The organism is Butyricimonas faecalis (assembly GCF_003991565.1).
Taxonomy (GTDB): Bacteria; Bacteroidota; Bacteroidia; order Bacteroidales; family Marinifilaceae; genus Butyricimonas; species Butyricimonas faecalis.
On record NZ_CP032819.1, the window covers coordinates 824,651 to 846,589 of the forward strand.

The 21,939-nt window shown below is 39.6% G+C and carries 14 protein-coding genes; all 14 read right to left on the reverse strand.

Translation table 11 applies throughout. From position 1 onward, the window contains the following. Positions 1 to 11: 11 nt before the first annotated feature. Positions 12 to 1,016, reverse strand: a complete 1,005-nt coding sequence (locus D8S85_RS03480) for a YwqG family protein (RefSeq protein ID WP_106624888.1) — start codon at positions 1,014 to 1,016, stop codon at positions 12 to 14. 307 nt (positions 1,017 to 1,323) lie between these two features. Continuing rightward, positions 1,324 to 3,612 carry a Gldg family protein gene (locus D8S85_RS03485; protein ID WP_127074791.1) on the reverse strand — a complete coding sequence of 763 codons (2,289 nt, stop codon included), beginning with the start codon at positions 3,610 to 3,612 and terminating at the stop codon, positions 1,324 to 1,326. Between the two features lie 8 nt (positions 3,613 to 3,620). Next, entirely contained in the window at positions 3,621 to 4,559 is a 939-nt protein-coding gene (locus D8S85_RS03490; RefSeq protein WP_106624890.1) for an ABC transporter ATP-binding protein, read from the reverse strand. A gap of 18 nt (positions 4,560 to 4,577) precedes the next feature. Further along, on the reverse strand, positions 4,578 to 6,878 hold the full coding sequence (locus tag D8S85_RS03495) for a Gldg family protein (protein ID WP_127074792.1): 2,301 nt from the start codon (positions 6,876 to 6,878) through the stop codon (positions 4,578 to 4,580). 11 nt (positions 6,879 to 6,889) lie between these two features. Further along, entirely contained in the window at positions 6,890 to 7,831 is a 942-nt protein-coding gene (locus D8S85_RS03500; protein ID WP_106624893.1) for an ABC transporter ATP-binding protein, read from the reverse strand. Between the two features lie 137 nt (positions 7,832 to 7,968). Beyond that, on the reverse strand, positions 7,969 to 9,492 hold the full coding sequence (locus tag D8S85_RS03505) for a PKD-like family lipoprotein (protein ID WP_106624894.1): 1,524 nt from the start codon (positions 9,490 to 9,492) through the stop codon (positions 7,969 to 7,971). 21 nt (positions 9,493 to 9,513) lie between these two features. Continuing rightward, positions 9,514 to 10,209, reverse strand: coding sequence for a DUF4843 domain-containing protein (locus D8S85_RS03510; RefSeq protein ID WP_106624895.1), 696 nt, complete (start codon positions 10,207 to 10,209; stop codon positions 9,514 to 9,516). Between the two features lie 13 nt (positions 10,210 to 10,222). Further along, positions 10,223 to 11,701: a RagB/SusD family nutrient uptake outer membrane protein gene (locus tag D8S85_RS03515; RefSeq protein WP_127074793.1), complete on the reverse strand. Its 1,479-nt coding sequence runs from the start codon at positions 11,699 to 11,701 to the stop codon at positions 10,223 to 10,225. A gap of 12 nt (positions 11,702 to 11,713) precedes the next feature. Further along, the gene (locus D8S85_RS03520; protein ID WP_106624899.1) at positions 11,714 to 15,091 is read right to left on the reverse strand and encodes a SusC/RagA family TonB-linked outer membrane protein; all 3,378 of its coding nucleotides are present in this window, start codon (positions 15,089 to 15,091) and stop codon (positions 11,714 to 11,716) included. 83 nt (positions 15,092 to 15,174) lie between these two features. Then, complete coding sequence (locus D8S85_RS03525) at positions 15,175 to 16,344, reverse strand: FecR family protein (RefSeq protein WP_106624900.1); 1,170 nt, start codon at positions 16,342 to 16,344, stop codon at positions 15,175 to 15,177. A 42-nt stretch (positions 16,345 to 16,386) separates the two neighbouring features. Next, positions 16,387 to 16,986 (reverse strand): RNA polymerase sigma-70 factor, encoded by a 600-nt coding sequence (locus tag D8S85_RS03530; protein ID WP_228423345.1) that lies wholly within the window; start codon positions 16,984 to 16,986, stop codon positions 16,387 to 16,389. A gap of 517 nt (positions 16,987 to 17,503) precedes the next feature. Further along, positions 17,504 to 17,854 (reverse strand): hypothetical protein, encoded by a 351-nt coding sequence (locus D8S85_RS03535; protein ID WP_106624902.1) that lies wholly within the window; start codon positions 17,852 to 17,854, stop codon positions 17,504 to 17,506. A 13-nt stretch (positions 17,855 to 17,867) separates the two neighbouring features. Continuing rightward, positions 17,868 to 19,493, reverse strand: a complete 1,626-nt coding sequence (locus tag D8S85_RS03540) for a FimB/Mfa2 family fimbrial subunit (protein WP_106625264.1) — start codon at positions 19,491 to 19,493, stop codon at positions 17,868 to 17,870. A 51-nt stretch (positions 19,494 to 19,544) separates the two neighbouring features. Next, positions 19,545 to 21,929 carry a BACON domain-containing protein gene (locus D8S85_RS03545; protein ID WP_127074794.1) on the reverse strand — a complete coding sequence of 795 codons (2,385 nt, stop codon included), beginning with the start codon at positions 21,927 to 21,929 and terminating at the stop codon, positions 19,545 to 19,547. Positions 21,930 to 21,939: the final 10 nt, after the last annotated feature.

Genomic DNA, 21,939 nt, shown 5'->3' on the forward strand with positions numbered 1-21,939 from the left:
AATTCTACATTCTAGTAGCAGTCCCAATGATACAACACCCGACTAAAGTCCCGTTTGGCTAAATTTTCCGGACGGATAAAGAAATTGCACACACCGGAATCACCCCACATGATCTTATAATCATCGGTTTCCTCAGAATCCAACTGGAATAATAAGATTGAATTTCCCCTTAACTCTTGATGATATTCCCGCGGATCAAGTTGCGTGAAGAAAGGATACCCCCCAACGCGGTGTCCTCCCATGTCCAATTGGTCGTATACCTTATCCAGATCATCCTCCGAGGCACGATCCAAAGAGGGTATCCGAGCATCAGGATTTGCCTCATTATATGCATCAAGTAACAGCTTATCGAAACGATAATCGCCACCCCCCATCGGCATGGATGACTTCTCAAAATTCAACTTCAATTCACTATCTACCGGGAATCCATCCGGATATTCCACCCCATCCGTCGGTAAAGCCGAAAGCAAGGCAGATTCATCTTCTACAACCTCCTCATGGTAGATCACCCGAAACCCTTTCTGCTCTTCCGGGTTCTCAAAGTTCAAGCCATGGGCATTTTCTCCTGCAATATAAAACTGAAGAATTCCTTTGGTCGGGAAACCTTCCAACGGGGGCATCTCACTGAAATTTATCTGCGCCAAAAAACGCAACGGCAACAACTTCCGTTCTTCCACCTGCTCCACGATCTCACCCGAAGCCGCGGAAGGCATTGCAGCCGTATTCCCGTCCAATCCAGCAAAAGGTCCGGTTGCCACCTTTGCAGCCTCCACGGGGGCTTGTCCTTCCGTCACCACCGTACTCCCGGCCTCTTCATAAGGATAATCAAACCCTTTAGGCATATAAGGTAGTCCCCCAATCTTACTCTCCCAAGGTTTGGTCGCTCCCTTTTCCGGGATCAGCTTCACACACTCCGTCATCGTTTTTTCCTTGATAATCCTCAGCATTCGATCTGCCGAAGTCTCTTTCTTCCCATCATTTCCACCACCTCCGAATATTTTATTAAAGAATCCCATAATATCGTCTTATTAAATGATTTCCGAGCCAAAAATACAAAAAAATATGGTAGTTATATACTATTTTGTAGTGAGATGTTAACTCCTACATGCAAGAAGGTATATTTACCATTCGTAATCAAATGGATAAGGGATTCATTTCCAAGACAAGCGCCAATTCATTTCGCAACAAAGACGTATCGCGGACGTTCGTGAACGTCTTTGATACGTCTTTGATACGAAATTAATACGTCTTTGATCCCTAAGAACATCGAATATGCTATGGATGATAAACGTGTATTATCTAGGAAAAGTTTACTTTATTCCTTTACTTCATCCGTCTCATCACCCAAATCAAACAACCACACACGACAATCAATGCCGGACATATCCAACGTAAGAAAATCTTAACCCAAGCAAATCCTGCCGGAGTCAAATACACATCATTATCTTTAGCTGCCGGACGATTGACATCAATGGGATATTCGTCATTCACCAACCACTTGAACATGCCATCGATTAGAGCATAATTAGACCTACGGAAATCCCGATTAGCCCCAAGTTCCGCATTACTGATACAATCCGCATCACCAAGAACAAAAATACGCTGTTCCTTTCCTTTCACATCGCGTCGTAAAGCGTAACCGGTCGTATAAGCTTTCTCTTTTTCACCTATAGCCTCATTCAAGGTTGGTTCTTCAAGAGAGAAGTTTTTAGTTTCCAGTTCATTCCAACATCCCGTAGCATCTGTTGTAAATACAGGTATTACCTCAAACCCGACATTCTCCGTCTCACAAATAGCTGCAGCAGAAGGCATCGTAAGTACATTATTCAATTCAACCATACGGGTAAAAATAGGCTCTAACTTAGCTCCCTCCGGTGTAAAGGTAGTCCAAAGATAATCGGCTGTATATCCTTCACGAGGCTGTACCAACACTCCCGGTACAAAAGCAAGTCCTAATTGTTTCAAAACCGGAGCCGTATATTCTTGACGACGCGGTTCCCCGATCACGATCAAATTACCGCCACGTTCTATGTAACGTTTTACTTGAATCAATTCATCATCTGTCAAAGCTTTCCGTAAATCAGCAACAACAAGTACATCCACATCTGCAGGAATGTCCCCTCCGGCCGAAAGCGTAAGCGTGTATGGTGTATATCCCTGGTTGATAAGGGCACCACGAGAATCAAGAATGGTTGTAAAAGAGGTATAGTTTATCCCTGACTTGTCATGTATGCTACGCTCTCCGTGGCCTCCTAAAAAAGCTACCTGAGGACTTTTTGAAACCATGGTCTTTAACGCGGCTGAAATTTCCGCTTCTGAAGGATATTTCCCTTGGTCGTTAAACATACGCAAGAAAGCTTTTTGACCATTTTCACGCTCGATAAGAAATACATAACGATACTCCTGTGTAGAAAGATCTATCTTCTCCCGCATTTGTTCAGGTGTAAGAATACTCTTGGGATTGATGTCGGAAGTCAGTACAAGGCGTTCAATTGCTTTATCCATTTCCTCGCGTGAAGCATTGGCTCCGGCAGCATTATCGTAATAATAGTAGCTTTTCAATTTAATTTCCGGCTTGAAACGAATAAACGTCTCAAATATACGCCGGTTATTATTCCAATTGGTAGGCATTCCCAGATATCCCAATTGGTCAAGAAGATTCACGTAGGAGGTAATAGAAAGACCACCATCCACCTGTTTCAATATCTCTTGGCTATTGGGGGTAAGCGTACGATCCTTATTGGCCGTGGCATCATAAAAGCATTTGAGTTGAGGGATCGTGGAAACATAGCCGAGAAACGCGATACAAACGACCAAACCCACATACTTACCCACTTTTACTCCCATAGAACAACTTTGTCTGGCAAATTGCAATTTCAACACGGAAAAACCGATGAACATGGCAGACACAAGGATAAAATAAAGAATATCTTCACTACATATCAACCCGCGAATGGATTCATCTGCACGGCCCTTGATCGAGAACCAATACATAATCTCACGAACCCCCTCTATGTGCTGCCACAGGCTGCCGATAAAATTTAAGAAACTGATCAGCGTTAGCGTTCCCAAAGCAGCCACAATCTGATAAGAAGTCAACGTCGACATGAAAAGCCCGATCGCCGCGTAAGTGGCCATCAACAAATAAAGTCCCAACCAACCGGAAAGTACAAGTGAGAGATCAAAATCCTTAATGGAAAAATAAGCAACAATGACCAGTATCAGTACGCTTCCCATCATGATAAAACCATAAATCAACATGGAAAGATACTTTCCAAAAATAATCTGGAAACTACTGATCGGGGAAGAAAAAAGCAGTTTTATAGAACCACTACTATATTCCCGGCTCATCAAACCCATTGTCAGCAATGGGATATAGAGGTAGAGCGTGGTTTGTATCGTTGTATAAGGAGCAAAACCTCCTATAACGAAAAGCATATAACTCTGGTATCCTTGTACCTGGTCAAGAGTCTTCGCGTTCACCGAATACTCTAATATATTTACAAAACTGCCAAAAACCTGAAATACGAATATCACTAATATCAACCAGGCTATCGGAGAATAAAAGAGTGTACCTAACTCCGATTTTGCTATTTTATATATTGCTCTCATAACGTTTATTAAAATTTATCGATCAATCTTTTTCCTGACAATTGAGCAAAAATTTCTTCTAAAGAAATTCTTTCCAACGTAATCTCACACAATCCCCAACCACCGTGAACGCAAGCATTTGCCACGACTTCTGTTATATCTTCTCTCTTGTCAAATTGTACTCTTAAAGTATTTTTATCCAGATGTTTGAGACGTACAACCCCGGGAATGGCAAGGAGGTCTTCATCTGCAGGAGGATTATCGAGTTTGACGATAAATGTATCCGGTTTCACGTAATTATCAAACTCTTCCAACGTACCGGAGAATACAAGGTGCCCGTGTTCTATCATCTTGATATCATCACACATGGCTTGAACTTCCGACAAAATGTGCGTGGAAAGCAAGACGGCATGATCGACCGCAATCTCTTTAATCAGTTTACGTATTTCAAGAATTTGATTCGGGTCCAAACCATTCGTCGGTTCATCCAACACGACAAACTTCGGATTATGCACGATCGCCTGCGCTATTCCCAACCGCTGCTGGTATCCGCCCGAAAGATTACGAATGAGTCGCTTGCTGAAATGGGCTATACTGCAACGCTCTTTGGCTATTTCAACCGCTTGCTTGATCTTTTTGGGATCCATGAGTCTCATTTCTGCGGCAAACGTAAGATATTCATCCACCGTGTGATCCGGATACAAGGGTGGTTTTTGAGGAAGAAAACCGATATTCTTTTTTGCCTCCACTGAATTTTTGCGAGTATCAATACCGTTAATATATACGGTTCCGTCAGTCTGATTCAATACACCGCAAATAATGTTCATCGTTGTTGATTTCCCCGCACCATTGGACCCTAATAAGCCTAATATCCCCTTGCGGTTTACCTCGAAATTTATATCTTGAATTGCCCAATCCACCGTATAGCGATGGGACAAGTGTTCTACTCTTACAATAGATTCCATGATTTTTCTGTTTAAAAATTACTATTTACCCCTTCTCTTAAACCATACCAAGAAATACAACAATAGTATCACAGCCGGGAAGATAACCACAAATACTAATTTCAAAGTACCTCTTGATTGGTACGACAATTTTATATGATTATCCGGTTGATCAGGACGAGGGAAATAAGTCGGGTATCGATAATCGGCCATCCAGCTGCACATCAGCGTGGTCAATTGCCCGTTAGCAACCCAGTAAACCCTCTGTTTACTGAATTCGCCAGTCGTCATCCAGTCTGCATCACCAAAAATCATGATTCGTTGTTCCTTACCATTCACTTGGCGAGTTAATGCCAACACCACGGGTAATTGCTGATTGATTTCTCCTGCTTTCGGATTAAAAACCGGAGTTTCCCCCTCAAAATCTGTCGTTTCCAATTCCGTCCATGAACCTGCAGGAGAAGCAACCAACGGTACAACATTGTAACCTTTATCCGTCGTATAATTCAAGGCTACAGCCCCTGTCATACTTAACGGATAGTTTCTACTCGACCAATGTGCAAATGTCGGGTTAATCATCCCGCTTTGCGGGGTAAAAACAGCATTTATATTTGTAGGATTTTCATCTTTACGAGGTAAAACCAACATACCCGGTAATGCTTGCACTCCAAAGTCAGCAAGTAACTCACCCATCACGGCAGAACGATTGACATCCGTGGCTATAATCAAATGGCGACCACTTGCCACGTAATCCCTTATTTTTTCTAGCTCTACTTTTGAGAAGGCTTCTTTCGGATCTATAATTAAAAGTATCTGCACATCGTCAGGAATACCCCAATCTTCCGTGAGCGGAATGCTTACCGGATCAAATCCCTGGTTGATCAATGAATGCCGGCCTGAACCATTGGTGAAAAGCCACCCTATCTCCCGATCGCCACTCTTGTTCATTTCACGTTCTCCATGTCCATAAAGAGCTCCCATTTTCACAGCCCCATCTTTCATTCTCAATAAGGCAACTGAAATCTCCTGTTCACTCGGATAAGGATTTAAATCATTATACATACGCAAATACGTCCAATTCCCTTCACTGTCTTCAAGAGTACGAACAACTTGATTATTCTCCCCGCTCAAATCATGAATTTCCCGCATCTCTTCAGGAGAAAGTACGTCATCGAAATCCAACCCGTTCACTTTAGCTTGTTTACGCGCCGCTTCCTCCAAATCATCTCCCGGGGCACAACAAGAATGTCCGTTCAACACGTGGTCATAATAATAAATATATTTAAACTTCATGTCCGGTTTGAAACGATAGTACTTGCTGAACGCGGACATATCCCCTATCCGACTTTTTGGAAATACCTTGGCTGCCATATGTTCATCCATGATATTGACATAAGTTGTCAAAGTCAGTTCCTGTCCATCATAACGTTTTAATATGTCACGACTTTTGGGTGTTAGCGTCAATTGTTCATCGCGAGAGAGATCCGTGATACATACTGTCGTTCGACGGGATGTGGCATAACCGATACCTACAATCACGACAACCAAAGCCAAATATTTCACCATTTTCACGTACCACGGTTTACTCTGTCTTGCAAACTGTAATTTCATAATAGACATTCCGATAAACAAAGCAGGCATCAAAATAAAATACAAAACATCACCGCTATTTATCAAACCGGCTATTGGACCATGAGGACCGCTACAAATCCAATAAGTTATATCTCTCCAAAAATCAACTCCCTGGAAAACCCCACCAATCACTTGTAAAAAAGTCAATGCAGCAAAAGTACCGATAGCCGCAACTACCTGATAGGAGGTCAAACAAGAAACAAACAACCCTACCGCAGAGTAAAGGCACATGATCAGGTAAATCCCGATTAAACCGGTGATAGCCACTGGATAATCAAAATCCTTTATAATAAACATATAAAAGACCACGTAAACCGTAACGATAGCCAGCATAATTAACCCATAGAACATCATGGAAAGGAACTTACCCAACACGATTTGGGTACTGGTAATCGGGGAAGAATACAATAACTTGATCGAACCACTACTGAATTCCCGGCTCATCAACCCCATCGTTAATAACGGGAAATAGAGGTACAAATAAGAAAGTACCCCGGGAAACAATGGCGTACCGAAACCGGAAAGCAAGAAATAAACGGTCAATCCGTCCCTTTCCCGGTTATTTACCACAAAATCTTTCAATTCCCATATAATCCTGTCTGTAAAGACCATACTCAGCTGAAACGTGAATATCACCAATACCAACCAGGCTATCGGCGAACAAAACAAAGAGTTTAATTCTGATTTCGCTATTCTATATATTGTTTTCATACACTATAACATTAAAATTTATCGACCACTCGCTTTCCCGATAGCTGGGCAAAGATCTCATCCATAGACACTTTTTCCATCTGAATTTCACTTAACCTCCATCCCCGGTTCACACAAATTTCTGCCACACGTTTCGCTTCTTCCTCTCCTTCCCGTTCGAATTGTAACCGGAAAGTATGTTCATCCAGTTTTTTCACTTTGACAACACCCGGAATATTCTTCAACTCCTCTTCTGTCGGGGCATTTTCCAATCTAACAATGCAATTGTTGGATTTAACGCTATTATGGAATTCATCTATTGAACCGGAGAATATCAGATTCCCGTGTTCAATCATCTTAATCGTATGACAGATAGCCTCCACCTCGGATAAGATGTGCGTGGAAAGCAGTACCGCATGATCTTGTGCAATCTCTCGAATCAATTCCCGAATCTCCAATATCTGATTGGGATCCAATCCATTCGTGGGCTCATCCAATACCACAAGCTTCGGATTATGCACAATTGCCTGCGCTATACCTAAACGTTGCTGATAACCTCCCGAAAGATTTTTTACCAGACGTTTGCTGAAATGAGCAATCCCACAACGTTCTTTTGCCAACTTCACGGCAGCCTTTACCTCTCTATCATCCATCAACCGAAGATGGGCACAATAGGTCAGGTATTCATCCACGTTATGATCCGTGTACAAAGGCGGCTTCTGCGGTAAAAAACCGATATATTTCTTGGCTTCTACAGGATTTTTACGGGTATCTATTCCGTTAATGTAAACAGTTCCTTCCGTTTGGTTCAAAACGCCACAAATAATATTCATCGTGGTCGATTTACCTGCTCCATTAGAACCTAAAAGCCCTAGAATTCCCTTTTGATTTATCTCAAAATTTATATCCCTGATCGCCCACTGCACGCTATAACGATGGGATAAATGTTCCACTCTTACAATTGGTTCTTCCATAAATTTCTTTTTACAATGACCTATTTATATACACAACACTCCCTTAGAGATTGTTTTTCTACAATCCCAGAATTATCTAATTTACAATCTATTGCACACGGGGAAAGCCACAATGGCAATCCCGTGTGCAAAAAAGGCTACAACCTTGATTCTTTATTAAAATTCGATGAATTTCCGTACTTGTATTGCAAATCCACGATACGTCCTAATCCTTCTGCTTTAAATAACAATTTATCTTTTTGTCCACTAATTGCTTCATAAGATACATCTAAAACATAGAATTCTCCATTATCCAAACCGACAGCTATTTCCTCTCGATTTTCTCCATTTGCATAACGTTCTATATCAACAATTACACTTCCATTCGGAAAAGTATAGTAAGGTTCAACACTATTAAGACGATTCCAACAATAAAGGACATTCCCTGCTGTAAAATAGAAATACGAATTCCCGTCTATACAATATTTCGAATTATTATCTACATAATTATTCCCAATAAATAACTCTTCTTTTTCATCAAAAACATACAAATTTGATGATCCACTACGTGAATAAGCTTTATAAGTTTGGAAGTAATAATCCGACCCTTTCTTTATAATTTGTATAAAATCACGTCCCGTTGCTCCCGCTACGCTATAAGAATCGATAAATACCACCTCTGTTCCATTTCCCATATTATCTACAGGTGTAAAACTATTCACATGTGTACTATCAGGATGCATTGATGGATAGATTACCATTCCCGTATAAGCCTGAGGTTCATCTGTCAAAGCAAGCATCCTATGATTTAACTCATCATACATATAAATATATCCTAAATAAGCACAATAATACATGTTAGCAATTCGAGCATTACTAAATGCCGGACGTGTATTATACTGGCATATTTGAAAACTTCCATTCGGATTTACTCTTGTATACACATTTCCATCCGTTCCCAAAATCACTTCCAATCTAGCACCATATTCTGCTTGCTTTGGTACGAAACCACTAGGATATGCCCCACCTACAAATTCCTCTCGAGTGGTGATGGCTTTTGAAAAATCTTGCCCATTTATTTCTACCGCTCCACTTTCCTGCAGAACTAAAATTTGGTCACTCGAACTTGAAAAATGTCTTCCCATTCGAATAGGCCCTGTACCTAAATCATCTCCTCGAAGTGTCGTGTAGATATTCTCAAAAAGATTATAAGTTACATTACTCTCACCAGACTGTTCAACTCGAATATAACTCAAAACAGATTTATTATTCTGTTCTGACAAAATCAACCATCCGGTTGAATAACGCGATGTTGTATTAAGGTCTATCTGCGTTGAAGTTAAAGCGCCTGTTGGCACATGTTCTACCACAAAAGTTGTCATATATCGACCAAGCTCTTTAAACGCATAATGCAGCTCCTTATCATGTGATATGGTATCACTCCATTCCCCTTGAATTTCACTTACCCAAGTGTAAGCAAATTCCGATGAATCAGCATCCCCATAATCGATTTCCGGTTTTATCACGTACTCTTCTCCCAATGGTACAGACCAATTACTATACACATTAGTAATTTTTACCGTTTTTAATTCCGAGTAATCATAATTTCCTTTATCATCTATGCAGGCATTTAATAATGTTATTATCATTAAACACCCCAAAATATAGTTTATCGTTTTCATACTTCTCTAGAACTATTGTTATTACTCCAAACCTAACACAGGTACGGTCATTGGCTGACCATCTTCATCTATGGTTTCCGGATCTCCGCGATGATCGATCAAATATTGTTTAAAATCCAAAGCGTAAGCACGTTTTTCACTATCGCTCGCATCCGTTAAATCCGCTCCTGTTACACGAAGGAACAAAACAAATTTCTTTTGCGAATAAGTACCTAAGTAATATTGTTCCACATTCGAATCCCACCATGCAGGTCTAGCAATCGTGTTAGAAATTTGAATAATAGCTACTGAATTTTCCAACTTTCCGACCGCCATATCCGATGTTGCTTCCAAGAAAAGAACCAATCTTACTGCACCATTAGACAAATCTGCCGTTTTATTCAAACGCACATAACAAGTATCATGATACAACCCTTTACGAAATACCATTGTTTCCGGTAAAGCATAATGCTTACTCTCGACAGTGGAAAGTTCTCCATCTACAGACACCTTATATGTTAAATCCTTATCGGCAGCTTCTCCTGCAATTTTTACAGGAATCGGTAAATCATAATACTCATTATTGGGATAGTAAATAAACGTGAAAATGGTTGAATCAATAGTCTCATTTTCAAATTCTATATAATATTTCCCTGTATTATATTCAGGAATCTCTCGTTCATCACACCCCATCCACACAAACACACAGACCAATATGATAAATATTCTATTCTTCATAATTTCCTCCTCTTTATTGTGTAATAGTTTCACTATCCGGAAGTGGAATTACATATTTTCCACTCATGTTTATCGGATACTCTCCATTGTACATGTCCTTATTCAAACGTTTATACAAATAAAACGTCTGCCCTTCTGCTATAAATTCTCGTGTAGCATCATTATATAAAGATGTTAAAAACTCATCTTTTGTCAATGAAACACCCAATTGTGAAGCTCCTCTAGCTTTTCTCAACGTGTTCAATAAAGAAATTGCTTCTGTTAGATTATTATCCGCCAAATATTCACACATGATATAAAACACTTCACTCATTCTTATAACTGGTAATAAAGGATATTGATCTGATATATACCATAATGCATTGGCATCAGTCACAGGGAGCCATTTCAATGAATAACCATTGGAAGAATGTAACATATAACGATACCTGAAATCCGAAGCGTCTTCGGCAAACAAATCATCTCTGTTCTTTATCGGTAAATGATTAGTTTTCCAATAAAAATGTGTTTGTAGCCAATTTTCATAAATGTCATATATATTGGTATTGTAAAAAGCTAACAAAATATCTTCATATAATTTACATCTACGATATTCTATATTTGTATTGCTTAAATTACTCTCTGATGTAAAACTATACCATCGTTTTTCATTATAGAAACGATAGGCTTCGCATGCATATTCATAAGCAGTAGCTTTATCTCCTTTATACTGATAAACTCTAGCCAACAAAGCAGTCACTGCCACATAATTCATACGAGTTCCACGGTAAGCAAAAAAACCTCCTCCATTAGAATTTCCTTCAAAACGATAATTTGCGTTCTGCATCATCTTTACATTTTTCAATGTATCATTATCCGCCAATAACTTTTGGGCTTGTTGCAAATCATTAATAATACTATCCAAAACAACAGAAGTTGGCAAATGCACGGGATGAGAAGTTAAATATGACGATACATACGGAAGATAAGCTGCATCATCCCCAGTAACAGGTGCAGGAGCAAACAATCTCAACATATCAAAATGAATAAATGCCCTCAACCCTTTAGCCTCACCAATAATAACATTTTTTTCATTCTCTCCTTCATCAAAAAAATCATTTCCTCGTGACTCTGCATTTTGAATAAGCACGTTACAATTTGCAACAGTATTAAAAGCTTTTTCCCAAATAGCTTGAGTAATACTCTTCAAATCAGCATTATCATACTCATAATTCATTATATTTCCAGAAACATCATACGGAAGAATATATGCAGGAACTTCATAATTCTGTCCCAACAAACTAATAAAACCAAACGACAGATTATTCCCGTACAATGAAGCATCTGACAAATTTCGATAAATACCATTCAATGCTGTCCTGTAACCATCATAAGTCGCAAAAAGATCCTCTTTGGCAATTTCGTTTTCCGGTTGCACTTCAAACCAATCAGAACAAGAGGAAAAAGATAGAAGCAGCAAGATTGACAATAATATATTTTTATATGTTTTCATAAACGCATGATTTTAGAAACTAACACTTAAGCCAAAATTAAACGTTCTAGCAAACGGATAATCTAAACCTCTTTCTTGTTTAATGGACGAGAATGTTGCCAAATCATTGGTACTAGCCTGAATTCGAACTACATCAAACCCTATACGTTTAACCCATTCCGGATTAAAATCATAAGATAAAGAAAGAGAATTAATAGAAAATTCATTATTATCCTGTACAAAACGAGATGTGGATTGAGTTGTTCTATTTCTATCCGCAATATTTTTTAAAGGTGTAACATCTCCAGGTTTCTGCCAACGTTGAGTTAACACACGCTTGTCCGCATTACTAGAAGATAAATCGACACACTCTACTTTACTCAATAATGTAGAGTTATACGCTTGTCCTCCAAACTCATACATAAAACTAGTATACAACGTCAATCTTTTCCACCGGATATTAATACCGAATGAACCTTGACCTTTAGGTTCTGTATTTCCTATAATTTGTTGCTGTGAAGCCATCCATTCTCCAACTACATTTCCCGAACGATCTAAAAATAATTCATTCCCATCGGCAGGGTTTATACCCAAAGACTTCATGCCATAAATAGCCGTCAAAGATCCCCCCTCTTCATATTTCAAAAATGGTAAAGATTGTTCCGCTGTCGGTTTGTACCATGAATACGTTGGTGTTAGATAAGCATCAACTCGTTCATTATATTTTTTCAAAGATTCTGATATTTTCATCAATTTTCCCTCATTATGAGCAAAATTGGCAAACATATTTAATCCGAAATCTTTGTGATTCACAAGTGTTGCATTCAAACTAATTTCATATCCTCGATTACGAGTTTCTCCCATATTATCTTTATAGGAAGTAAAACCGGCAGAAGAAGGAATGGTTACATCCGTAATCATATCCACCGTTTGGCGATTGTACCATGAAAAAGTAAGGTTATACTTGCTTTTGAAAAAGCTGAGATCAAAACCAATATTCGTCGTATTGGTTTTCTCCCACACCAAATTCTCATTTCCGACACCCTGCAATGTGGCCCCAATACCCGTGGAATACCAATCATCAAATAAGATATTATACATATCTCTAGCTGCATAAGGAGGATAGTTCACCTTACCCGTTGCACCATAAGTTCCACGAATTTTAAATTGATTGATCCAAGGAAGCGCTTGCATAAATTGGAAATTATGTACGTTAATTCCTGCACCCAAAGACCAAAAAGAACCCCATCTGGAATCAGAACCAAATTCTGACGAACCATCAAAACGAATAGACATATCTCCTAAAAAGATGTTATCCCAAGAGTAGTTCCCACTTAAGAAAACTCCCATCAACCGGGTTTTGTTATCAGCACCGGAAGGTTTCGTTACAATTTCTTTAGCATGACCTACCGTATGCAAAGCAGCAGAAGGGAATCCTCTATATGCTGCAGACAAATTACTGGATTGCGTTTCTTGTGCATTTACACCAAAAGAAAGATTCAAATAATTCTTTCCAATAGAATTATTGTATGCCAAAAAAGCATTCAAGTTCCAATTGAAATTATCTGTACTCTCAACATTTAAACTTCCCCGAGTAAAAGGATTGTCAGAAGAACCGTAAGTCGTAGACAATGGATCTGTAAATTTTTTATTTTCTGTATCTTGCTTAGATATAGAGAGTTGACTTTGCAACTGCAAATGATCACTAATAAACCAATAAAAACTTAAGTTATTCGTTAAATTCGAACTTTCTCCCCGACTGAAATTACCTAAAGTAGCTTCATAAAGAGGATTTGAAATACCAATTGCCAGAGTTTTAAGGATTTTTCCATTATCATCATAGATTGGATAATAAGGCTGCTGCTTTGTATAATCGCTAAACGAGCCATAAGGAGAATCAGATGATCTTGCCAAATCATATGATACATGATTACGTATTTGCAACTTTCCTACACGATAATCGACATATACACCAACACTCATTCGATTACGATAAGATTCTTTCATCACTCCACCTTCATGGTTATAACTTAAATCCGCTCCAAAACGAAATCCTTCGGTACCTCCGGATATATACAAACTATGAGAATGGTTAAATTGATTCTGTAATGGTTGCGACATCCAATCCGTATCAACACCTTTCGTTATATAATTCTTTTTAGTAACATAAGCCGTCATATCGTTTGCTTTTGAAAGGTCATACAATCCAGACAATAATTCGGCCTGCAATTTTTCCTCTGCATTCATTAAATTATAATCAGAAAGATCAGGAGCTGTCAACGATGCATTAAATGTATAAGACACCTGCAATTTACCCAATTCCGGTGTTACCGTTTCAATAACAATCACACCATTGGATGCGCGCGATCCATACATAGCCGTTGCCGCAGCATCTTTCAAAATAGTAATGCTTGCAATTCTATTCGGATCCATATCATAAATTTTCTGGACATCCACTTCATAACCATCCAAAATAAAAACAGGTAAATTCGGATTCGTTGTTAAAGAAAATTTAGACATATCTCCTCCCTGTTGCGCTTCCAACTTATCCAATTGGGTCACACCGTCCATTCCGGTACGTCCCCGAATGTAGAATTCCGGTAATGTATTCGGGTCTGCTCCCATTTCGTTATTTTTTACTACACGCAAAGAGGGATCGAAAACCTGCAAAACATCAATAACGTTTCTTGGTGAAATTTTTAGAATTTCATCCTTTGTCACAGTTGTGGCAGCACCGGTAAAACTCTCTTTCCGAATGTTTGCGTAACCTGTCACAACAACCTCGTCCATACCTACAGCCTCCGGTTGCATCACAATACGTAACGGTTTAGGCTTCGGTAATCCCAACACTTTATGCACTTGTTTTTTCATCCCAAGAAAAGAGATTTCAATGTAAATTTCATTACTTATCGGCACCACTAATCTAAACTTACCATTCACATCTGTGGCAACACCGGTAGTAGTACCTTGTAAAACAACCGTGGCACCGATGATAGGTGTATCATCTTTTTCCACAACTGTTCCTTCAATAACAACCTCCTCTACAGACTTTTTCTTCTCCTCTCGCTTAACCACAATAATTTGCTCTCCCGAGATCTTATAGGTATACCCCTTACCTCGGAACACTTGTTCCAACACCGCCTCCACCGTCTCGTTCTTCACGTTAACCGTGATCTTTCCCATGTCTTTCTCCTGCGTATCATTGTAGAAGAATTTGAAAGAAGTCTGTTTCTTTATCTCCTGAAACAATACAGAAAGAGAAACCTCCTTCACGTTCAAGGTCACCCGCTGGGGTTCCACCGGATCCCCTTTTACTGAAAAGCATAAGAAACTTGTCCCTAAAAGTGTCATTAAAACAACTCTACAGAGAAATTTTAATGACAAAGACAACGAATACTTGTTTTTTTTCATAATTTTGTCATATTAAGTTTATTAAATAAGTAAGGTTAATACAAAGAGCATCTGATATGTTGGTAGCATGAGATGCTCTTTTGTTACCTTTTCAAAATAATTCGATCTTTATCCATCGTATAAGTAATATTCAAATTCACACACATCGTCTCTATTGCAGTCCGAATATCCTCTCTATCAAACTCACCACTAAAAGATTGAGTAAATACAAGACCCGTTTCATTCACGATAGACACACCATACCACCGTTCCAATTTCCAAACGACATCTCGAAATGATTCGTTATCAATCACCAGAATGCCATCTTTCCACATTACTTTTCGAGATGCATCCACTTCTGCTACATCTATTTTCCCGTTCTTCGTGTTAAATACAAACTGTTGATTAGGTTTCATAACAACAAAACGACTTCCCACATTCACACGCACACATCCTTCCACCAGCGTGGCACTCACCTCATCCCGGTCTCCGTAAGTATTCACTTCAAAACGAGTTCCCAAAACTTCTGTCCTCAATTCTCTGGAAACGACAACAAAGGGCCGAGTCGAATCCTTAGCAACCTCAAAATATACATTCCCTCTAGCTTCAACTTCTCGTATAGTTTTACCGAAATACGCCGGATAACGTAAAGAACTTTCTGAATTAATCCATACTTTAGTACCATCCGACAACCGTACAGAAAAACGTTCTCCCGCGGGAACAATAATCTGGTTGTAATTCAACTCACCTTCTTCGACAACTACCGAATCTCGAACGTCATAAGCGATTCCCCGCAGATCTGTTTTATTAATCGTTACAACCTCTCCGACCTCTCCCGACAAATATAATGAATCTGAAAGTACATTGATTTCTTTATTATTCGCAAGTTTTAGAATCACACCTGACACCGGACGTTCTTCCTGTTTTTGATTTAAAGAATCAACCATAGCATCTTTCTGCATCCATAAAACAGACGATAATACTATCAACAACACGGCAGCGACAGAAGCAATTTTCTTGAATAATCCAATATTTCGTCGAGGTTTCAAAGAATTTTCCATAAATAAACGGTAATCCTTTACTCCTGCTTCCAACATTTCTTTATTCACATGACATCCTGTTGAAAGATTCCATAACTTTTTGAATTTTTCAAAAAATATCCGATTCTCCTCCACCCGAATCCACGCAGAAAAATATCGAATTTCTTCCTTACTCGCTTTTTTCTCTAGAATACGGAGTAATAATTCTTCTATATTTACGGTTCTATCGTCCATCTTTTTTGTGTTTTTACACTCTAAAGACAGTTCAAAAAAAATTTACCCCCAATGAGAAACCGAAAAAAATAAAATAAATTGTAGAAGCCAATTCAACTCCTCCCTTAACTTACTCAAAGCGATCGACATATGCCGTTCTACCGTTTTTTCAGAAATACCCAATTTTTCAGCAATCTCCCGATTTTTTAATCCTTCAATTTTGCTTAAAACAAAAACTTCTCGACACTTTTCCGGTAAAACAGCCATGGCTTCCCGAATAGCCTCTTCTATATCCGACTTCCACAAAACCTCTTCTGCTTCCGGGGACTGAATTACCGTGGAAAAATAAAAATCAGACAATTGTTCCTGTTCATACTTCTGAATATTCTTTTGATGAGCAAGCGTGTTTAAACAACCGTGATAAACCGATTTAAAAAGATAAGCTTTAACAGAAAGAGAAATACTCAACGCATCCCGATTTTCCCATATTTTATAGAACACCTGTTGTACAACATCTCGGGCCGTCTCCACATCATTCAGCAAACGATCGGCATAATTCAGCAACGCATCATAATACGTGGTGTATATATCTACAAATGCAGAGATCTCACCACGCCTCAATAACGTTAACAATTCCCTATCTTCTGAATAATCCAAGACCATGCACATTCATTCTTTCGTGCAAATATAAAGGATTAATTGAAAATATTTACGCACGTCCGATAGAATTTAAAACAAAACAAGAAGAGCAACTACATAAGGACTTAGAAAAATTAGAAGAGGTAAGCGTCGGGAAATAGTCCGGTTTTAAATCCGATTTTATTAACCAAATGAGAATAAACACATGATTACATCCGGAGCACTACCGTGTAAAACGCTATTAAAACCCTATTAGAACGCTATTAAAACGCTATTCTGTATAGCGTTTTAATAATGCTTTATAAGCATACTGAAAACTTTATATTCGGAAGTGATCCGCTAGTAATTATGATTTGTAACTCTATTTTAATAGAAGTTTAATATAATTACAAACTATCCTCTCCAACTCCCCCTTACACAGAGGGGAGGTTGATTACCAAGCGATTTTTCCTCTTGTGTTAGGAAGAGTTAGGGGAGGTAGTCGTTAAAAAATAGACTTTGACCGTCTCTATCAATTAAGTTATGAAGATCTTATTAATGTTTAAATCCGTTCTTTCTGTAATCCTTGGTATTTCATCTCTATTATTCCTCGCCAAAAATGAAAACCTCCACACAAAATTTTACACATCAGTACACATTCAGTACTTTGTTTCCGGATTAATTGTAACGAGGAAGCATACAAAAGCCTATCCAAGTTGTTAACACATATCCGGATAACCCTTTTCTCTACTACCCTAGAAGTACAGGTTAACCAATCCACATCGAATATTCCTAAAAGAGAATAACAATAAAAAGCAGAATGCTCGTAGGCATACCAATTTCCATCCTCTTGATAAAGAAAAATATATTCTTCATTCCGTTTTTCCTTTTGTAATATCTCTTCCAGTTCCATACACATATGAATTTTATTGAACAATGATTATTTTATACGCTTTTGTCTTACCGCTGACAACCGAACTCATCTGTACCTTCCCGCTCCTGTTATTTCCGAAGCCGACATGCAGGTAAGCATGAGTATAGTGATTACTATTAAGTTCCGATAAAAAACCGTCTACTCCCGGGAAGGCTGCAGGCAAGCTGGCGGTAGGATGCAAGGCCAACCAGGTGGTAGACGATGGATTCATAATCTGTATAGACCAATTATGATTTGTTGTGTTCACCAAATCCAGAACATACGAATTCCCATCCTTTTGACTCGAAATTTCCGGATGCCAATTGACATCAACAGTCTGAGACAAATTATCACAAGCAATTGTCAATGTTGTAGATACTAAAGTAGTCATTCCCCCGAAGTTTCCGACGAGCTTGTATTTGTTGCTTCCCAATGCTTGGACTTGTAAACCGGTAAGCCAAGCAGTTCCTCCCGTCACCACGGGTGTGACACCACGGCTTGAATACACCGTGCAAATTTCAATATTGTTAGCAACAGAAGTAGCCTGATTTTTACCATACAAGTTAAACACGTTATTGGATATTGTCATCCGGTGTTGAGCGTCAGCCACGATACAAGGGAAATCTGCGTCCTCATCCGTCAACTCCACCTTTAAGGCATTTGATGGGGCAAAATTAATGGCATCCGTCACGTTCGCGTACCCTGGACCATTCACGCTTATTATCGTAATTATATAACGATGATTCCGCACGACATTCAAAGGTGTCCCTCCATTATCAAACATCATCACTTTATAATACCCCTCTTGTCCTTTATACTTAGCTTTAATAATCACTCCCATATAATCGGAAATGGTACAATTACACTCGTAAATATACAAAGAAGGAGTTTCACCAGCAGACCATCCATTTGCATAATTCAATGTACTACCAGCAAGAGGACGTCCCGTCGCCGGAGTAACCGTTGTCGAATAATTGGTAGGTGTCAGATAACCACGATCAAATCCTTTGTTCACCGTTATACTTTGAATAACAAAATCATTCAATCCATTCGTCGAATTCGTCACCCCTTTCTTCACTTGCAAGCAAGCCGCGGCACGTAGTAGTTTTACCCCTTCGGCTTTTGTCACAATGTTTATTCCTGTCGGAAGTTCAACACGTCCCCACATAATCAAAGGCATCACGTGATTCTCCCAACTTCCGGAAGTGATCGCTGTTGTCTTCAACGCGGGGATAGCTGCACTTTCCAACATTCCCGGAGTGATATCATTAAAATTTAATCGATCTGTCATGCCATCAGGAGTCCGCCCGTTAGTAATCAAATGGATGACACGTCGTTTTGAGGTCGCATCCAAACGAATGGAGAAAGAAATTTCCGTACCGCTCGGCGTTAATTCTCCCCCGTCAACTTTCACCCGTTCAATGAACTTACCATCCTCTCCAAACACAAGCACGTCTACGTTTCTGATCTCACTATCCGTATAGGCCCGACTGAAGGAATGTACGTTTTCCGGTTCCGGCAATGTTACTGAAAGAGCAACATTCACTTTACCGTACACGGTTCCTTGATTCTCTCCCTTATCAGAACACGAACCAAGTCCCAAAGCAATAAGCATACATATTATATATTCTATTTTCATCTTCATCGCATATTTCACATTATACACACGAAAGTTCATTCCTCGTACATTCTATATTTTAGCAGCCCAAATTTGAACTTTTGCAGAATGCTTAACACGATCATAAGTAATGGTTGCCACTCTAGTATACCCTCCTGTAGCATAACTACCCACCCCTCTCGTCGTAGTAATCATTACGGTATGAGCCTCATTATACAAAAGTTCGCCACCGACATTGACAAAATTAGTTCCGACGTGGTTCATTGTTCCTCCTTTATAAGCATACATGGTAAATGTCATCTTATCCGGAGCTCGCCCACTAGTATACCACGTAGCATAAACGTCAAGTTTAATTTTTCGAGGAGAATTAACATCCCCTTCCAATATCGGAGCATTAAAGAATGCAGTTTCTCCTTGTCCTCCCGTGGCATCTCCTCCCCATTGTAAAAGGACTTGTCCTTTATACGAAACATCACGTTGTAAACTCCAACCTACAGCTTTTTTGTCATAAAGAGAATTATTATTCCCATTGCCAGCAAGATCATTACCTGCAAACTCCACAGCAATATCCACATCATTCCCATTCCATGTAAATTTCACTACAAAGAAATGGAATGGAGGAATCGTTACTAATATATCTTGATAAACACCAGCAGTCACCTCGTAATCCGGACACGCAGCATGTCTAAATTTCATCGTACCCGCTCGCGGTTCATCATCATCTTCCGGATTAGGATTTCCTATGTTACGATCTGTTGTAAACGTTAATTTTTGAGCGATAAAATCCCATGAAATATCATGAATCCAGCTCTGTGGTGACGAAAAATTCTCAATCATTCTGTTTCCACCATATACAATAACATCCTCCGAGTTAGTCACCGCAGTTGTTGCCCCTCCTTGCGGAGCTGCCGCACTGATCGTATTATCATTATCAACATATATATAACAATTAACCAAACGTATCGTATCGGTAGCAAGTGTCATGATGTTTTTTACGATGACAAGAGTATCTCCATACACCAAATGTCCTTCATCCAACGTCTTGTTGTACGCGACAGAAGAACGCGTAAAATTCACATTACTTTTTCCCGCGTTTCCACTCTGCACGTTTGCCCGAGCTTTCTTGGGGTCTGCCGTCAGAAATTTCCATCCCCCACCAATACTAGTAATTTCAACCTGCCTATTCTCGTGAAGGTTCGGACAGAAAACCAGTCGTTTATTATTCACACGGATTGTCCCTTCATCCGGTCTTTGCGTCACGGGTATCCTCTTTGTCACGTTATTCGCCTTAATCGTGATATAAGAACTACGAGGTTGACCATCCACGTAAGAATTCACATCAGCCGTGATCTCGACACCATTATTCTCGATTTTCCGAACGGAAGTAATCCAGCCACCTGTCGGGTAGTTTACCGTAAAATCGGAAGCATTCGTATTCACGTAAAGCGTATCCTTATACGATAGTCCCACGGAAGCTTTGTCCGTATAAAGCTGAGTTTGGGATAGGTCGGCATTTAATTCCACATCCTCCCAACCCAAAATATCAGCCGTCACATCCAGCTTTCCACCTACAAGAAGACGTACAAGTAATATACCGTTTACACGGGGAACCCGGGGAATGACCACATCTGTTTTTTGAAAATGACTTCCCCCCACACAAGCCAGATCAACACTCACTTTCATATGGCTCTCTATCGTATCTTTGGGATTAGCATTCAAGTAATCGTTCCCTTTATGAGCCGGGATAACAAAGTACAACGTGTCACTACGTTGGTGGCCCGGTAACGAGGTGCTATCCTTAACACGGAAAGTCCCAGTCATTGGTACGGTACTCACCCGAGGATTCTTTGCCGTCGGGAATAATCCCCCTTCCCAATTTAAGGTAGTAGGAACATCTTTTAATTCAAGTTTATGAGTCCCGTTCACATCCAACCCACCCGCATCGGCAATAACCACCTTTACCAAAGCCACGTTTCGTGACAATATCGTTGTACCAGCAACCGAATTATCCTGTCCGCCTATAACCTGTTGTCCATCAATACTGGCCGTACGTAATTCCGGCATAGAAGGCAATACTCCTCCCGCCGGCTGTGTTTCCCACATTTTCAAATCCTTGCGGGCAGCACTACGAACAGGCTGTATCAACCCACCACTAAAATTTGTATTGGCAGTCACAAGAGCTATATTCCACGTCCCGGCAGCGACAGTCATCGAAAGTCGATCCGGGCCGTAAGTTACCTCTTGAACCTTATGGTTGAACTTTCCGGCATCACTTCCCTGTCCATCAAAAAGATAGACCAACGTGTTACTGACAATATTCCCTCCTGCTCTCGTCATATTGAACGTCAGTAGAGGATCTCCACCCGCTTGCCCGGACAGGGAATCCCTATCGTCCGAGCAAGCAGATAAGAAAATAGTCAATAACCCTAACAATATGTTTATATATTTTCCTGCCATAAAATTCTCT

Bases quoted from the DNA above. Each gene is read 5' to 3' on its own strand.
- D8S85_RS03480 (WP_106624888.1), bottom strand. From the start codon at position 1,016: ATGGGATTCTTTAATAAAATATTCGGAGGTGGTGGAAATGATGGGAAG.
- D8S85_RS03485 (WP_127074791.1), bottom strand. From the start codon at position 3,612: ATGAGAGCAATATATAAAATAGCAAAATCGGAGTTAGGTACACTCTTT.
- D8S85_RS03495 (WP_127074792.1), bottom strand. From the start codon at position 6,878: ATGAAAACAATATATAGAATAGCGAAATCAGAATTAAACTCTTTGTTT.
- D8S85_RS03500 (WP_106624893.1), bottom strand. From the start codon at position 7,831: ATGGAAGAACCAATTGTAAGAGTGGAACATTTATCCCATCGTTATAGC.
- D8S85_RS03505 (WP_106624894.1), bottom strand. From the start codon at position 9,492: ATGAAAACGATAAACTATATTTTGGGGTGTTTAATGATAATAACATTA.
- D8S85_RS03510 (WP_106624895.1), bottom strand. From the start codon at position 10,209: ATGAAGAATAGAATATTTATCATATTGGTCTGTGTGTTTGTGTGGATG.
- D8S85_RS03515 (WP_127074793.1), bottom strand. From the start codon at position 11,701: ATGAAAACATATAAAAATATATTATTGTCAATCTTGCTGCTTCTATCT.
- D8S85_RS03520 (WP_106624899.1), bottom strand. From the start codon at position 15,091: ATGAAAAAAAACAAGTATTCGTTGTCTTTGTCATTAAAATTTCTCTGT.
- D8S85_RS03525 (WP_106624900.1), bottom strand. From the start codon at position 16,344: ATGGACGATAGAACCGTAAATATAGAAGAATTATTACTCCGTATTCTA.
- D8S85_RS03530 (WP_228423345.1), bottom strand. From the start codon at position 16,986: ATGGTCTTGGATTATTCAGAAGATAGGGAATTGTTAACGTTATTGAGG.
- D8S85_RS03535 (WP_106624902.1), bottom strand. From the start codon at position 17,854: ATGGAACTGGAAGAGATATTACAAAAGGAAAAACGGAATGAAGAATAT.
- D8S85_RS03540 (WP_106625264.1), bottom strand. From the start codon at position 19,493: ATGAAAATAGAATATATAATATGTATGCTTATTGCTTTGGGACTTGGT.
- D8S85_RS03545 (WP_127074794.1), bottom strand. From the start codon at position 21,929: ATGGCAGGAAAATATATAAACATATTGTTAGGGTTATTGACTATTTTC.